The organism is Ensifer sp. Root423, from assembly GCF_001426275.1.
In the GTDB taxonomy this organism is placed as follows: domain Bacteria; phylum Pseudomonadota; class Alphaproteobacteria; order Rhizobiales; family Rhizobiaceae; genus Ensifer; species Ensifer adhaerens.
On record NZ_LMEG01000045.1, the window covers coordinates 512168 to 527061 of the forward strand.

Genomic DNA, 14894 nt, shown 5'->3' on the forward strand with positions numbered 1-14894 from the left:
GGCACGCGGCACCCCGGCCACTCGTCGCAGCCCTACGTAATCATTCATCAATTTTTGCGCGCTACGGTCGTCTGACGGGCTTGGGCAGGGGTACACAATGCAGGGGCGAACGGCGATTCCGGCCTTACTGGCGACGTTGCTCTTTGCAACGGCGGCACCGGCCGAGACCCTGAACCTGCTCATCTGGGAATCCTATATCGACCAGAAGATCCTCGACCGCTGGTCGTCGATTACAGGCGTGTCAGTGCACCAGGTCTATTACGACAGCGGCGATACCCGCGACGAGGTGCTGGCCGATCCGAACAGCCGCGTCGATCTGGTGGTAACCGGCGAAAACAGCGCCGCTCTCTTCGGTCGCAAGGGCGTTCTCGAAAAAATCGACGAGACCAACGTCGCCTCGCTCAGGGACTATGACGAGAGCTGGCGCAAGCGCTGCTCCGGCCGGGGCCTGCCCTATCTCTGGGGCACGATGGGCATTCTCTACCGTTCCGACGTCTTAGCCGAAGCGCCGACCTCCTGGCAGGACCTGATGCGCCCTGCCGCTGCGCTTGCCAAGCATGTGGCCATGTACGACGACCACAACGAGGCCTTCGTCGCCCCGTTGATGCTGCTCGGCCAATCGATCAATACCAACGACAGCAGCACGCTGAAGGCCGCCTTTACGCTGATGAAGGAACAGGCCCCTTCGGTGCTCACCTACGAATACATCATCAGCGCGATCCAGAACCCTGCAGTCAGCAAGGACATCTACATGGCGCTCGGCTACAGCGGCGACCAGCACGTGCTGAACGCCAAGGCCGGCACCCCTGGCGTGTGGCGTTATGCGGTTCCGAAGGAAGGCACACTCTCCTGGCTCGACTGCATGTCCGTCGTTGCCAATTCGCAAAACAAGGATCGGGCGCTGGCGCTGCTCGACTATCTCGGTTCGCCGGGAAGTGCCGCCGCCAACGCGCTGGCGCTCAACATGCCGACGGCAAGCCGGGCGGCCCACGCACTCCTGCCGGAAGAGGTTCGCTCCGACCCGGCGATCTACCCCTCGCCCGACATTCTGGCCAAGAGCCAGTATCAACAGGAACTGTCCACAGAGTCGGTGCAACTGCGCCGGCGTATCATCAGCACATTGGCGAATTTCCAGTGAACCTCGGCAAACGCGCGCTCATCCTGATCTTTCCCGTGGTGCTTGCCGGCTATCTGCTGGCGGCGGTCTCGGTCCACGTCACGCAGAGCCGCTCCATTCGCGCGCTCGAGCATGCCAAGCTGTCGCAGCGCCTTGAACATGCGGCCGCCGTCTTCCAGAACGAGATCGGCCGCAGCAAGGGCTTTCTCAATGCGCTGCTGAACGGCAATTCGCTGCGCCAGTACGTTTCCGAAACCGATGCGAGCTACAGGGCCAATGCGCTCGGCGTCCGGCTGCAGGAGAGCGTCAAATCGCTGCTCGACGATCCGACGGGCTATGTTTCGCTCGCGCTTCTGAGTTCGGAACTCAAGTCCGAATACTATTTTGAAAACAGCTGGGATCCGTTCGCCGAGATCGACGAGGCACAGCTCAACCTCGCCCGCCGGCTGATCCGCGAAGACAAGCTCGCTGACTGGACCTATCTCTACGAAGCGGGCCAGAGACCGCGCATCGTCTATTCCTTCTTCCTCGACCCCATTGCCTTTACCCGGCCGTTGCCGAGCAAGAAATCGAACGCCCTGCTCGTCCAGGTCGCGATCCAGCCCGACCGCTTCCTCGACATGCAGCAGGCGCTGAAAAAGGAATACGGATCCGACATCGTTCTGCAGCCCTGGCCGCAGGCCATCACCGACGACCTTTCGGCAAGCGTGCATCTCGGACCTTCGCTCTATGCGACGCTCACCGTTTCGAGCGAGCATTTCGACGCGCTGATGGCGCGGCAGAAAATCCTGCTGGCGCTCGGCGCCGTCGCCATGAGCCTGTTCTCGATCTGGCTGATCATCATGTTGATCCGCCGCTTCATCACCGATCCGATCGCCACTCTCGACGCCAATGTGATGGCCGTGATGGTGGGTGCGCGCGACGAAATCCGCGATATGGAAGAAAAGGGCGAGATCGGGCGTCTCACCGAAAACATCCGCGAACTGCACCGCCAGTCGGTGCAATCGCTGAAGCTCGTGCAACGCAGCTCCTGGACCGATACGCTGACCGGGATCAGCAACCGTGGCCACTTCAACGCACTCGCCGCAGGCGTCGTTCGCGAGGCGATCGCGGCCGGCGAGAAGTGCAGCCTGCTTTTCATCGACATCGACAACTTCAAGTTCGTCAACGACAAGCATGGTCACGAGATCGGCGACGAACTCCTGAAAACCTTGGCGGCCCGCATCGCCGAGCGGGTCGACGTGATCACCGAGCGCCGCGGCCAAAAGCCGGCGATCCTCGCGCGCCTTTCGGGCGACGAATTCGCCGTGCTGGTGCGCTCGCGCCCGGGCGACGGAACGGTCCGGGAAATTTCGGGCGCCATCCTCTCGCTGTTCGAGGACGGCTTCGAAGTCTCCGACAAGCGTTATCCGGTGACCGCAAGCATCGGCGCTGCGATCTGCCCGGATGACGCCACCAACCTCACCGAACTGATCGCGAATGCCGATGCGGCAATGTATCAGGCCAAGACCAGCGGCAAGAACCGCTCCGCCCGCTACTCGCGCGCGCTTCACGACAAGCGCACGCGGCTGCGCCAGATCCAGGACGAGCTGCGCTCGCTCGATCCGGACGAACAGTTCCACCTCGTCTACATGCCAATGGTCGATACCGAGGGCCGGGTCACCGGCTGCGAGGCGCTGCTGCGCTGGTACTCGCCGGTGCTCGGCAACGTCACGCCGGATGAATTCGTGCCGATCGCCGAAAGCTCGGGGCTCTTCACCAAGATCGACTGGTGGGTGATCAACAAGGCGATGTCCGACTGCGGCCAGTTGAAGGCCCTGTTCGGCCCCGAAACAGTGCTCGCCATCAACATTTCCTCGGCCGAACTACATTCCAAGGCGATCGCCGACCACTTCGCCGACTGCCTGGAACGGCATGGGCTGGAGGCACGCTCGATCGAGATCGAGCTTACCGAAACCTTCGCCGTCAAGTTCAGCGACCAGCTTCGCCGCAACATCGATGCGCTCCGCCAGAACGGCTTCCGGCTTTCGATCGACGATTTCGGCGCCGGCTACACGTCCGTGCAGCAGATCATCGAATACACCGCCGATACCATCAAGCTCGACCGGGCGCTGGTGTCGAACCTCACCGCGTCGCATTCCCTGCCGGTATTGAAGGCGCTGATCGCGCTCTGCCACGCCAAGGACGTCGCGGTCGTCGGCGAAGGCATCGACACGCCGGAGAAACTCTCCATGCTGACGGCTGCCGGCTGCGACCTGTTCCAGGGTTACCTCATCAGCAAGCCGCTGCCGATCGAGGATCTGGCGATCTGGGCGCTGACACGCACCGCGCGTTATGCGCACGACGAAGCGCTGGACGAGCAACAGAGCCGCCAGGCCATCGCCTGAGATGGTGGCGATTGCGAGAATCGCCACCCGAACTCCCGTTTTCCCTTGACCTTGCCGCCCTGCCGTCCTAACCGCAGCGCAACATTTTTCGGGATATCGGGGGCTGCAATGAAGGTTCTTCTGATCGGATCGGGTGGGCGCGAACACGCCCTTGCATGGAAGATCGCGCAGTCGCCGAAACTGACGAAGCTTTATGCCGCACCGGGCAATCCCGGCATCGCCGAAGAAGCGGAAATCATCGCGCTCGACACGGACGACCATGCAGCGGTCGCCGACTTCTGCCGCAAGGAAGCGATCGATTTCGTCGTGGTAGGACCTGAGGGTCCACTGGTCGCCGGCATCGCCGACGTGCTGCGCGCAGCCGGCATCGCCGTCTTTGGCCCCTCTGCCGCGGCCGCCCAGCTTGAAGGCTCCAAGGGCTTCACCAAGGATCTCTGCGCCCGCTACGATATTCCGACCGGCGCCTATGGCCGCTTCACCGATGCGGAGAGCGCCAAGATCTATGTGCGTGAACAGGGCGCACCGATCGTCATCAAGGCCGATGGTCTCGCCGCCGGCAAGGGTGTCACCGTCGCCATGACGCTCGACGAGGCGCTCGCCGCCGTCGACGACTGTTTCGCCGGCGCCTTTGGCGCCGCCGGCGCCGAAGTGGTCGTAGAAGCCTATCTCGACGGCGAGGAGGCAAGCTTCTTCTGCCTCTCAGACGGCAAGACGGCGCTGGCGCTCGCGTCGGCCCAGGACCACAAGCGCGTCGGCGACGGCGATACCGGACCGAACACCGGCGGCATGGGCGCCTACTCGCCGGCCCCGGTCATGACGTCAGAGATGATCGAGCGCACGATGAAGGAAATCCTCGAGCCGACGATGCGCGGCATGGCGGAAAGCGGCCATCCCTTCTCCGGCGTGTTCTTTGCCGGGCTGATGATCACCGCCAAAGGACCGGAACTCATCGAATACAACGTCCGCTTCGGCGACCCGGAATGCCAGGTGCTGATGATGCGCATGAAGAGCGATCTTCTGCCGCTTCTCTATGCCGCGGCGACCGGCACGCTCGCCGGCATGACTGTGGAATGGCGCGACGAGACGGCGCTGACCGTCGTGATGGCCTCCAAGGGCTATCCGGGCAGCTACGCGAAGAACACCCCGATTGACGCCCTCCCCGCAGCATCCGACACCACCAAGGTGTTCCACGCCGGCACAGCGATGAAGGACGGAGGCCTGGTCGCAACCGGTGGCCGTGTGCTCAACATTACGGCGACAGGGGCAAGTGCCGGCGAGGCCAAGGACAGGGCCTATGCGGCGCTGTCGGCCGTTTCCTGGGACAACGGCTTCTACCGGCACGATATCGGCTGGCGCGCGGTCGCGCGCGAGAAGGCCTGACCGGAAACCGGTCAATTCGCGGATCATTCTATTTTTACCAATTCTCCTGACGGGAAAGTAAGGGAGCGCGCATATTCTCGCCGGTAACGATCCGGGAGAAAAACGATGCGCCTGTTGCTGATCACCACCGTCCTTGGGCTTGCTGCTGGCAACGCCGCGGCGTCGTCGATCGAAGCGATCGCCTCCGGCACGACCGACAATGCCAGCGTCTCCACGGTTTCCTGCGCCGATTGCCCGCCGTTGCAGTCGCGGAAGAAGGTCACCTACGTCGTCCCGACGATCGCGGCGGGCGACGAGACGATCGAGCTCAAGAAAATCAACGGCGAGATGAAGATGGTGCGCACGGAGGCCTGGCTCGGCGGGTCGCCGGTGGTGTTCGTCAGCAAGCCGTCCCACGAGATGATCAGGACGGCCGCGGCCGAAACCGACGATGCTGCAACGGTGACCGTCTCGAACATCGCAAACGACCAGAACCCGCAGGCGTCCAGGCCGGAGTTTCTTTCCATCGATCAGACCGCAAAGACCGCCGCGGTGACCCCGATCGGCGCGTCCATGGTGGCTGCGCCCGTGGCCGACGAGAGCTCACAGGATTTTGATCCGTCCACCCTCGAACTTCGGCTAGACTGATCGCCTATCGGGAAAGTTCCCTGCCCCGCTCAGCCGTCCCCTGCATTCAAAGGCTGACGGGCGTATCGCTGTAAGAGCGAGAGATTGCGCCCCTGAGAGAAGCGGGGGCGCAATCTTTTTATTGCGAGCCTTCCAATTCATCGATCCGCGCGACCAGCGCCTCTATCTGTCTGTCAGAATAGACTTCGACGCCGTTGGCGAGGAGCAAGGCGGCCGTTACGCCTTCACCCGGATGGCGCGCGCCGGAAAAGCTCCCGTCATAGACGAAACCCGACCCGCAGGACGGGCTGCCATCGATCAGGAGCGCGAAGCGACAGTCGGCTTGCCTGGCAAGCGAAAGAGCGTTTTCGGCAGCCTGTATGAACCCCTCGGTGACGTCGCCGCCGTCTATCTCCACCACCCTCGCCTTGCCGGCGAGCACGTCCTTGCCGACAGCGCCGGCGGCGATCTCGGCCGGCGGACGCGGCACCGGCATGCCGGCCGACATTTCCGGACAGATGGTCACGAGACGGCCTTCCGCGCGCCAGCGGTCTATCGCCGGGTGCAGGAGCGGCTTCGACTGGCCGTCGTAGCGGACGGCATGGCCCATGAGGCAGGCGCTGACGAGAATTTTTGCGGGCATGCCTTTCTCTACTCCGGCGCCCTGCCGGTCAGCAAGCGCGATCGCAGTGCCCGGACAAGGGATCAGATCCAGCGGTCGTTTTGCGCGGTGCGTTCGCCACCCTCATGCCCGGTGTTGAGCGTGCCGCGCGGCTCGATCAAGAGCATCTTCACCTCGTGCTCCGCATAGGGCTTGTGTTCGACGCCCTTCGGCACGACGTACATTTCGCCGGGACCGAGCGTCACGGACCCGTCGCGAAAATCGATCCGCAGCGTGCCCTCGATGACGATGAAGGCCTCGTCGGTATCCTTGTGATCGTGCCAGATGAAGTCGCCCTCGATGCGCACGATCTTGAACTGGTAGTCGTTGAGTTCGGCAAGGACGCGCGGCTGCCACTGATCGCTGAAGAGCGAGAGCTTCTCAGCGAAATTGATCGGCTTGTAGGTCTTCGTCGCGACATTCATCGGCTGTCTCCATGATGATGATGGAGACAGGATATAGGGCGCCGGCTCCCAACCAGCTTGAACGTTTGTGCGCGAGGGACCGCCGAGGCCGCCAGCGAGCCGGCGGCAGGCAGCCGTGCCTTAGCCGGCGATCTTCGAGAAGTCGGCGACCGTGCCGGTGGCCGAGCGGATGAGACCCAGCAGCGCCAGGCGGTTGGCCCGGATCGCAGCATCGTCGTCATTGACCAGCACGTCGTTGAAGAACTGGTCGACCGGCTGGCGCAGCTTTGCCAGTGCTTCCATGGCCGAACGGAAGTCCTCCTTGGCGATCGCCTCGCGCGCCTCGCCCGAACCGGCTTCGACGGCCTGGTGCAGCGCCTTTTCGGCATCGAGACGGAAGAGGCCGGCATCGACGGCGTCGGCGACGGTCGTTCCCTTCTTCTCTTCGGCTGCCAGGATCTGCGTCGCGCGCTTGGTGCCGGCGAGGAGGTTGCGGCCTTCCTCGTCAGTGATGAAGGCGGTCAGCGCCTCGACGCGGCGGGCGATCATCAGAAGATCATCCGAATCCGGCGTCAGCACCGCGTCGATCAGATCGTGGCGGGCGCCGAGATCGCGCAGGTAGACCTTGAGGCGGTCATGGAAGAAGGAGAGCAGGTCGGCGGAAATGTCAGCCGAAAGTTCCGGCTTCTGCGCGCGAAGGGCCACGAGCGCCGTTTCGAAAGCGGGTAGCAGCGCCAGGCGCGCCTTGCCTTCCAGGATCAGGCGGATGACGCCGAGTGCGGCACGGCGCAGCGCGTAAGGATCCTTCGAACCGGTCGGTTTTTCGTCGATTGCCCAGAAGCCGACCAACTTGTCGAGCTTGTCGGCAAGCGCGACGGTGACCGCCACCGGATCGGTCGGAGCGCGGTCCGAGGGGCCATTCGGCTTGTAATGGTCTTCGATCGCGTCGGCGACCGCAGGCTGTTCGCCCTGAAGCAGCGCGTATTTGTGTCCCATGATGCCCTGAAGCTCGGGGAACTCGCCGACAGCTTCGGTGCGCAGGTCGGCCTTGGCCAGCACGACGGCGCGATCGACGAGCTTCGTATCCGCACCGGTCACCTTGGCAAGTTCGGCCGCGAGCGCCCGAATGCGCGCAACGCGTTCACCTTCCGTGCCGAGTTTGGCATGGAAGGTGACCTTCAATGCGTCGAGCTTGGCCATGCGCTGATCGAGCGGCTTCTTCAGATCGAGATCGAACTTCTTGGCGGATGCTTCCAGCGTTTCGAGATCCGGCAAGTTACCCTGGTCGCGGTGCCAGAAATGCGCTGCGTCCGAAAGACGGGCGCGCACGACCTTGCCGTTGCCGTGCACGATCTCCTTGCCGCCGTCCTTCGCCTCGATGTTCGAGACGAGGATGAACTTGTTGGAGAGCGTGTCGGCGCCCGGCGCGCGGGTGACGAAGCACTTCTGGTTGGTCTTGATCGTCAGCCGGATGATTTCCGAGGGGATCTCGAGATAGGCTTCCTCAAAGCTGCCCATGAGCACCTGCGGCCATTCGACGAGGCCGGAGACTTCTTCGAGCAGGCCTTCGTCTTCGACGAGCTCAAGGCCGTTGGCGAAGGCGACATTGCGGGCGTCGGCCAGGATCATTTCCTTGCGGCGCTCGCCATCGAGAACGACCTTCGCCTTTTCCAGCTTCTCGGCATAGTCGGCAAAGCGGCGAACCGTGATCGCTTCCGGCGCGTGGAAGCGGTGACCATAGGTGACGTTCGAGGCGACGATGCCGTCGACTTCAAACGGGATCACATGGGTTTCCTCGGTTTCCGAACCGAAGGTGCAGACGATCGACTGCAGCGGGCGGACCCAGCGGAGCGAACCAGGCTTGGCCGAGGCCACGCCGGAGCGCATCGGCTTCGGCCAGGGGAAATTGCGGATGATATCCGGCATCGCCTCGGCGATCATCTCTTCGGCGGGACGGCCCGGCTTGACGATATGGGCGACGTAGAAGTCGCCCTTCTTCGGGTCACTATGGACGTGCGCCTCGCTGATCGAGGAAAGGCCGGCGCCGCGCAGGAAGCCTTCGATCGCCTTCTCGTTGGCGTCGGTGCGCGGACCCTTGCGCTCTTCGCGAACATCGGCGGAGCGGGCGTTGAGGCCGCGGATGTCAAGCGTCAGCCGGCGCGGTGTCCAGTACTCGCGCGCCCCCTCATAGGTCAGGCCCGCTTCGACCAGGGCATCGGTCAGCAGCTTCTTGAGGTCACCGGCCGCCTTGCGCTGCAGGCGGGCAGGAATTTCCTCGGAGCGGAGTTCGATAAGAAGATCGGGCATGGGAGTGACTTTTTCTGTTCCTGACGGTTGCGGCGGACTTAGCAATCTCTGGCAAGATTGTCACCAAGCGCCGCGATGAATTTGGTTTTCCAAGGGCAAGTGCGAGGCGGATTTACCAGCCGCCGCCACCACCGCCACCACCGCCGCCGCCGGAGAAGCCGCCGCCGGAAGAAAAGCCCGACGATGACGATTTGGGTGGGGGCGGCAGGGAGGACGTCATCGTGTCGGCCATGGATCCGGCAAAACCGCCGATGCGATCGCCGAAGGTGCTCGAGCCGAAGCCGTCACCGTGATACCAGCCCGGCTGATATGCAGCGGCCGCAGCCGCCCCAGCCGCCGCGGCAAGCAGCCAACGATCGAAGGTCTCGGTCCAGGGCTTCTCGACGCCAAGCGCCACGGCGTAAGGGAGCAGCGTCTCGAAATGCCGGGGCGACATTTCGGGCGCGCCTTGCATGTTCATCCGGTCTTTCTCGGCGAGCGTCATGTATTGCCTGAGCCCGTCGATGCCATCCATCATCCGCGTTCCGAGCGGCGTCGGCGCACCCATCAGGAAGAAGAACAGCACGTTGACGAGCACGATCGCGCCGATCACGAAGAGCAGCGGCAGTTCGTCGGTTTCGGCTGCCGAATAGAAGACGGCCGCAAGGATGGTCGAGAAGATGGTGAAGGCGACGAAGCCGATGAAGGCGACCACGACGATCGACATGATCCGACTCATCAGGCTCCTTTCGCGGCGAAGCGACTTGCCGAAGGAGACGGCGAGGATCGAGACGAAGAAGGCGATGAAAACAGGAACGATCACCAGCGGCAGGCTGTCCTCGCTGAGATCCCCGAACAGGAACACGGCCGCAACCGCCAACACCGAAAGGATGACACCGGCGACGATGTAACCGCTGTTGGCGTGGTAGTACTTGCCGCGATGCTCGCGCTCCATGGCGTTGCGGAAATCGGCGCCGGTCGCCTGCACCCGTGTGCCATGGGCGGGGTCGATGGTGAGCTTGCCGCCAGCGGCATCGACCGCCTTCATCACGGCCGCCTCGCCGGTCGGCAGCTTTTCGTCGGGTTTCTTGCCGGTGGCGGCAATGACGATGGCGTTCTTCAGGTCTTCGAGAACCACGTGGCCCTTGACCGCGAGATTGAGTGCTGCCGCCGACAACGCGGTCCAGCCCTCGCCGGAAAAGCCCCTGTTGTCGATGTAATTGACCAGCGCCGGTGAGATGCCCTCCGGCGGATCCCAGCGCGGCACCATGACGCCGCGGTCCGGGTCACGCCCGGCCCTGAGCCAGGCCTGGCTATAGTAAAGCAGGACGACGGCAAGGCCGGCACCGGCGATGACGAGCGCCAGATGGTCGTGCAGCCACCAGGCATTTTCCTGGCTGGAGGTGGGCCTGTCGATGCTGCCCTTCGGCATCTTGATGGCGATCGTCAGCCCTTCGCGCGGATCGAGACGTCGGGTGGTGGCAAAGAAGATTTCGCTGCCGTCCCTGGATGCGCGCGCATCCTTGCCGGTCGCGCCATAGCCGCCAGTGAAGTAATCGAGCGCTTCGGCCCTTACGCCTTCCGGCAGCGTCACGGTCGCACTCGCCTCGTCGATCGGGAAATCCCACTCCGTACCGGTGACGTTCCAGTAGAGTTCGTCGTGATCGTCAAAGAAGCGGATCTGCCGGCCAGTCTCGTAGGTGAACTGGAAGGTATGCTCCCCCCGCTCCAGAAAGACCTCGGCCGAACCGGTGTAGATGCGGATGCCGCCGTTGATCGTCTCGGTGCGATAGGGCTCCTCCTCACCGTCACGCTCGACCGAGAGCAGCTTGAAATCGACCTTGCTGCGCTTGCCCTTCGCGTCGGTGAAGGTCAAAGGCATATCGCGATAGATACCTCGGCGGATCTTGTTGCCCTCGACCGTCGCCGTGATCGTCTCGGTCACCGTCATCGTGCCGTCCTTGGCGACATCGATGACGGAGCGATAGGCGGAGAAGACCTCCTCCGCCCGACCGACGCCTGCCGTTGCCAGCAAAAACACCAGAACGGCAAATGCGGCAGCGAAACGGACCATGCGGATCAAGCTTTCTTCCGGTTGAGGTTCAAGACACGAGATCGGTTCTTATGGGTGAGAACGGGATGCGCGCGGAAACCGCAGACACGGCCGCACATCCCGCACGGTATCAAGGCCGGTCGCCGGTGAATTCGACGCCGAGCGAAGCGAGTGCATCCCAATAGGCCGGGTACGTTTTGGCAACGCAGCCGGGATCTTCGATGGCGATGCCGTGGATCTTCAGGCCGGCAAGCGCAAAGCTCATGGCGATGCGATGGTCGGCGAAGGTGTCGATCGAGGCGGGCAAGGTCTGGCCGGCAAGCGTGGGATCGGAAGAGACGATCAGGTCGTCGCCTTCCTCGTGCGCCAGATCCGGCCGGATCGCGGTCAGACCGAGCGACAGCGCGCGCACGCGGTCGCATTCCTTGACGCGCAGGTTGGCGAGACCGACGAAGCGCACCGGCGTGTTGTTGAAGGCGGCAAGCACGGCGATCGTCGGGATCGCGTCCTGCATCTGCGAGCCGTCGATGACGGCGGGCAGGTTCGGGAAGCTCGCGATCACCGCATGGGCGCGGGCATCCGGCTGCGAGAAGGCGTCCGCCGGAACGCCGATATCGATGGCGCCGCCGGTCAGGACTTCCGCAGCCCAGAGATAGGTCGCCGCCGAAGCATCCGGCTCGATGACATAGTCGGCTGCCTTGTAGCCGGTCGGCGCGACCTGCCAGACGGAGGGGCTCAGCTGCTCGACTTCGGCGCCGAAGGCACGCATGGCGGCAACCGTTAGGTCGATGTAACCGCGCGCGCCGATCTCGTCGCCGGCAAGCTCGATGTTGACAGGACCCTTGGCGCCGGGGGCCGCCATCAGCAGGGCCGAGACATACTGGCTCGACAGGCCGGCATCGATGACGACGCGACCGGCCGGGAAGCCGCCGGTGCCTTTGACGGTGACCGGCGGGCAGCCGGTTTCGGAGGTGACTTCGACGCCGAGCGTTCCGAGTGCTTCGACCAAGGGCTTGATCGGCCGCTTGCGCATGTGCTGGTCGCCATCGACCACGACCGTGCCATCGACGAGCGCGGCAGCAGCCGTCAGGAAGCGTGTCGCCGTTCCGGCATTGCCGAGGAACAAGGGAGCTGCCGGCGGGAGCAACTTGCCCGTGCTGGTGACGACGAAGGTCGTTTCATCCGGCTCGCTGACTTCGACGCCCATCGCGCGCAAGGCTTCCGCCATGTAGCGGGTGTCGTCGCTCTTCAAGGCACCCGTCAGCCGGCTCGTGCCCTTGGCAAGGCCGGCCAGAAGCAGCGCCCGGTTGGTGATCGACTTCGAGCCCGGCGGGCGCACATGACCGCGGAGCGGGTGGTCGGTCGGCAGGATGGTCAGTTTTTTCATGCTATCGGAGGTCATCGAATAGGTCTCTTGATGCGAATGGCGCCGCGGCGGGATCCCGCGGCGAGGAATGTTCGGGAGGCGTGGCTGTCAGAACTTGACCTGCGGCACCGCGCGGTCGGCTTCGTTGGTGATCTCGAAATAGCCGGCTTTGACGAAGCGGAAGGCGTTGGCGATCAGGTTGGACGGGAAGCTCTCGACCTTGACGTTCAAGTCACGGGCCGCACCGTTGTAATAGCGGCGCGACATCTGGATTTCGCCTTCGATCGTTTCCAGCGAGCGCTGCAGCTCGGCGAAATTCTCGTTGGCCTTGAGGTCCGGATAAGCTTCCGCCAGCGCAAAGAGCTTGCCGAGCGCCTGGGAGAGCGCGCCTTCCGCCTGGGCCCGCCCCTCGACGTCGCCGGCTGGCACCGCCTGTGCGCGGTTGCGCATGGCGATCACCTCTTCGAACGTCGACTTCTCGTGTGCGGCGTAGCCCTTCACGGTTTCGATCAGGTTCGGGATCAGATCGGCGCGGCGCTTCAACTGCACATCGATACCGGACCACGCCTCCTCGGCGATCTGCCGCGCCTTGACGAGACCGTTATAGACGAAAACCAGATACAGAATCACGACGACGGCGATTGCCAGACCGATCATAGGGCACCCTCCAAAAACTCGCGCAGAGATTAGCATTCGCTTCTCAGCTTCAAAGCGCTTTCTGCAGCATTTGGCCAGAGAAACCTGCTCCTCCCCAATTCCCGCTGCACCGTGAACACTGTGTTTCCCGATGCCACGCCTTTTCACGTCAAAAGACCGGCTTTCCTGTTCCATCGGGAACGGCGACCGGACCGGCGATGGGCGATAGTCGGTTCATCGAACAACCCCGGAAACGAAGTGAAGACCATGAAAACGCTCGCAACTCTCATCAACGTGATCGCCTTTACGGCGCTCTTCGTTGCCTATGCGAGCGCGCATTCTCCGGAACGGCCGAGCGGTGTTCGCCGCGCTCTTCAGACCTACTCCGGTCAGGTCTATACCGGCGCCTATCCCACAATGAAGCCGTACTGCAAGAACGACGCCGGCACGACCTTCGTCATCTGACAGTCGAAGGTTCAGCGATCCGCGCCGCGATCGCCGCTGCCGCCTCATCAGCGCCGAGCGTCGTCACATCGATTTCAATCAATCGGTCGCTTCTGCCGCGCAGCAGCCGGTGCGCGCGCCGCAATCCCAGAAGAACTTCCGGATCGGTCAGCTTGTGCAGCTTGCTCCGGCCGGCGCGTGTCAGGCGCTTGAGATTTTCCTCGACGTCGCAATCGATCACGACCGCAACGAAGCGAGCGCCGCGTTTTTGCGCGAGTGCGGCGCAGTCCTCGAAGGCACGCGTGTCGGTGGCATCGTCCGAGAGCGCATCGGTGAAGATGAACGACCGTTCGGCTGCCGCCCTTTCCAGGTGCTCGAACACGCTTTGGCGGACCGCCGATCGAAGCGAGCGATAAAGCGGGTCACTGCGCGCAAACAGTGCCTCGGCCGGATTGATCAGCGTGTGATTGTCGGCGAGCCGCGCGCCCAGCCTTTCAGCAAGATGGCGCGCGATCGTCAGCTTACCGGTACCCGGCCAGCCGTTGATGTGAACGACAAGGCCGGACGGTTCTACGCTCAAGCGGCGTCCCGGTTGAGGTTCGCGCCACCGGCGTCGGTCAACAGGAAGGCTTCGCCGCAGGCCTTGGCGAGCGTGCGCACCCTAAGGATGTAGCTCTGGCGCTCGGTGACCGAGATCACGCCGCGGGCATCGAGCAGGTTGAACACATGGCTTGCCTTGATGCACTGGTCGTAGGCTGGGAAGACGCATTTGTGCAGGTGGTTGTTGCTGTGGTCGCCCGGTGCTCCGGCAGCCAGCAACGCCTGGCACTCGGCTTCCGCATCGATGAAGTGCTGATGCAGCATCGCCGTGTTGGCGTATTCGAAATTGTAGCGCGAATATTCCTGTTCGGCCTGCAGGAAGACATCGCCATAGCTGATCTTCTCGGCACCCTCGCGACCGTTGAAGTTCAGGTCGTAGACGTTGTCGACGCCCTGCACATACATGGCGAGGCGTTCGAGACCGTAGGTCAGTTCCCCCGAAACCGGCGAGCACTCGATGCCGCAGACCTGCTGGAAATAGGTGAACTGCGACACTTCCATGCCGTCGCACCAGCACTCCCAGCCGAGACCCCAAGCGCCGAGCGTCGGGCTTTCCCAGTCATCCTCGACAAAGCGGATATCGTGCAGCAGCGGGTCGAGGCCGATCGCCTCGAGCGAGCCGAGATAGAGTTCCTGCAGGTTGGACGGGTTCGGCTTCAGGATTACCTGATACTGATAGTAGTGCTGCAGGCGGTTCGGGTTTTCGCCGTAGCGGCCATCGGTCGGGCGACGCGACGGCTGGACGTAAGCCGCACGCCAGGGACGCGGGCCCAGCGCGCGCAGGGTCGTTGCCGGATGGAAGGTACCGGCGCCCACTTCCATGTCGTAGGGCTGCAGCACGGCGCAACCCTTATCGGCCCAGTAATTGTGGAGTGTCAGGATCAGAGCCTGAAACGAGCGCTTCGGGTTCATATGATCAGGCAGAGTGGTCATGGATCGCGTCCGGATTTCTTC

At 63.3% G+C, this 14894-nt stretch carries 13 protein-coding genes; 5 read left to right on the plus strand and 8 right to left on the minus strand.

Annotation, left to right across the window (positions count from 1 at the left end; all coding sequences use genetic code 11):
* Window positions 1–97 precede the first annotated feature (97 nt).
* The 4 genes from ASD01_RS31120 to ASD01_RS31135 all read left to right on the plus strand — a co-directional run bounded on the left by ASD01_RS31120 (window position 98) and on the right by ASD01_RS31135 (window position 5511).
* Entirely contained in the window at window positions 98–1138 is a 1041-nt protein-coding gene (locus ASD01_RS31120; RefSeq protein ID WP_034801108.1) for an ABC transporter substrate-binding protein, read from the plus strand.
* Window positions 1135–3504: a putative bifunctional diguanylate cyclase/phosphodiesterase gene (locus ASD01_RS31125; RefSeq protein ID WP_034801106.1), complete on the plus strand. Its 2370-nt coding sequence runs from the start codon at window positions 1135–1137 to the stop codon at window positions 3502–3504. Before ASD01_RS31120 ends, ASD01_RS31125 begins: the two co-directional genes overlap by 4 nt.
* Window positions 3505–3612: 108 nt before the next feature.
* Window positions 3613–4884, plus strand: coding sequence for a phosphoribosylamine--glycine ligase (gene purD, locus ASD01_RS31130; protein ID WP_060644845.1), 1272 nt, complete (start codon window positions 3613–3615; stop codon window positions 4882–4884).
* A 105-nt stretch (window positions 4885–4989) separates the two neighbouring features.
* Window positions 4990–5511 (plus strand): plant virulence effector HPE1-like domain-containing protein, encoded by a 522-nt coding sequence (locus ASD01_RS31135; RefSeq protein ID WP_034801101.1) that lies wholly within the window; start codon window positions 4990–4992, stop codon window positions 5509–5511.
* Window positions 5512–5629: 118 nt separating this feature from the next.
* Here the strand turns inward: ASD01_RS31135 and ASD01_RS31140 are convergent, their stop codons facing one another.
* The 6 genes from ASD01_RS31140 to ASD01_RS31165 form a co-directional block, all read right to left on the minus strand.
* Complete coding sequence (locus tag ASD01_RS31140) at window positions 5630–6133, minus strand: 2-thiouracil desulfurase family protein (RefSeq protein ID WP_034801098.1); 504 nt, start codon at window positions 6131–6133, stop codon at window positions 5630–5632.
* A gap of 62 nt (window positions 6134–6195) precedes the next feature.
* Window positions 6196–6576, minus strand: a complete 381-nt coding sequence (locus ASD01_RS31145) for a cupin domain-containing protein (RefSeq protein WP_034801096.1) — start codon at window positions 6574–6576, stop codon at window positions 6196–6198.
* A gap of 120 nt (window positions 6577–6696) precedes the next feature.
* The gene (glyS, locus tag ASD01_RS31150; RefSeq protein ID WP_034801093.1) at window positions 6697–8862 is read right to left on the minus strand and encodes a glycine--tRNA ligase subunit beta; all 2166 of its coding nucleotides are present in this window, start codon (window positions 8860–8862) and stop codon (window positions 6697–6699) included.
* A 112-nt stretch (window positions 8863–8974) separates the two neighbouring features.
* Entirely contained in the window at window positions 8975–10915 is a 1941-nt protein-coding gene (locus ASD01_RS31155; RefSeq protein WP_034801090.1) for a DUF2207 domain-containing protein, read from the minus strand.
* Between the two features lie 109 nt (window positions 10916–11024).
* Window positions 11025–12296 carry a 3-phosphoshikimate 1-carboxyvinyltransferase gene (locus ASD01_RS31160; protein WP_060529836.1) on the minus strand — a complete coding sequence of 424 codons (1272 nt, stop codon included), beginning with the start codon at window positions 12294–12296 and terminating at the stop codon, window positions 11025–11027.
* Between the two features lie 72 nt (window positions 12297–12368).
* The gene (locus tag ASD01_RS31165; RefSeq protein ID WP_034801085.1) at window positions 12369–12917 is read right to left on the minus strand and encodes a LemA family protein; all 549 of its coding nucleotides are present in this window, start codon (window positions 12915–12917) and stop codon (window positions 12369–12371) included.
* A gap of 246 nt (window positions 12918–13163) precedes the next feature.
* Here ASD01_RS31165 and ASD01_RS31170 point away from each other — a divergent pair, with 246 nt between their 5' ends.
* A complete protein-coding gene (locus ASD01_RS31170) occupies window positions 13164–13361 on the plus strand; it encodes a cytidine/deoxycytidylate deaminase family protein (protein WP_034801082.1) in 198 nt (65 codons plus the stop codon).
* On the opposite strand, the gene ASD01_RS31175 is transcribed toward ASD01_RS31170, so the two are convergent.
* Together ASD01_RS31175 and ASD01_RS31180 are read right to left on the minus strand one after the other, a co-directional pair.
* A complete protein-coding gene (locus ASD01_RS31175; RefSeq protein WP_034801080.1) occupies window positions 13354–13920 on the minus strand; it encodes an AAA family ATPase in 567 nt (188 codons plus the stop codon). The two genes, ASD01_RS31170 and ASD01_RS31175, sit on opposite strands and share 8 nt — an antisense overlap.
* Window positions 13917–14873: a glycine--tRNA ligase subunit alpha gene (locus ASD01_RS31180; protein ID WP_060516372.1), complete on the minus strand. Its 957-nt coding sequence runs from the start codon at window positions 14871–14873 to the stop codon at window positions 13917–13919. Before ASD01_RS31180 ends, ASD01_RS31175 begins: the two co-directional genes overlap by 4 nt.
* Window positions 14874–14894 lie beyond the last annotated feature (21 nt).

Coding starts and splice junctions, on each gene's coding strand:
- purD (WP_060644845.1), top strand. CDS start 3,613: ATGAAGGTTCTTCTGATCGGATCGGGTGGGCGCGAACACGCCCTTGCA.
- ASD01_RS31135 (WP_034801101.1), top strand. CDS start 4,990: ATGCGCCTGTTGCTGATCACCACCGTCCTTGGGCTTGCTGCTGGCAAC.
- ASD01_RS31140 (WP_034801098.1), bottom strand. CDS start 6,133: ATGCCCGCAAAAATTCTCGTCAGCGCCTGCCTCATGGGCCATGCCGTC.
- ASD01_RS31170 (WP_034801082.1), top strand. CDS start 13,164: ATGAAAACGCTCGCAACTCTCATCAACGTGATCGCCTTTACGGCGCTC.
- glyS (WP_034801093.1), bottom strand. CDS start 8,862: ATGCCCGATCTTCTTATCGAACTCCGCTCCGAGGAAATTCCTGCCCGC.
- ASD01_RS31160 (WP_060529836.1), bottom strand. CDS start 12,296: ATGACCTCCGATAGCATGAAAAAACTGACCATCCTGCCGACCGACCAC.
- ASD01_RS31155 (WP_034801090.1), bottom strand. CDS start 10,915: ATGGTCCGTTTCGCTGCCGCATTTGCCGTTCTGGTGTTTTTGCTGGCA.
- ASD01_RS31145 (WP_034801096.1), bottom strand. CDS start 6,576: ATGAATGTCGCGACGAAGACCTACAAGCCGATCAATTTCGCTGAGAAG.
- ASD01_RS31180 (WP_060516372.1), bottom strand. CDS start 14,873: ATGACCACTCTGCCTGATCATATGAACCCGAAGCGCTCGTTTCAGGCT.
- ASD01_RS31120 (WP_034801108.1), top strand. CDS start 98: ATGCAGGGGCGAACGGCGATTCCGGCCTTACTGGCGACGTTGCTCTTT.
- ASD01_RS31165 (WP_034801085.1), bottom strand. CDS start 12,917: ATGATCGGTCTGGCAATCGCCGTCGTCGTGATTCTGTATCTGGTTTTC.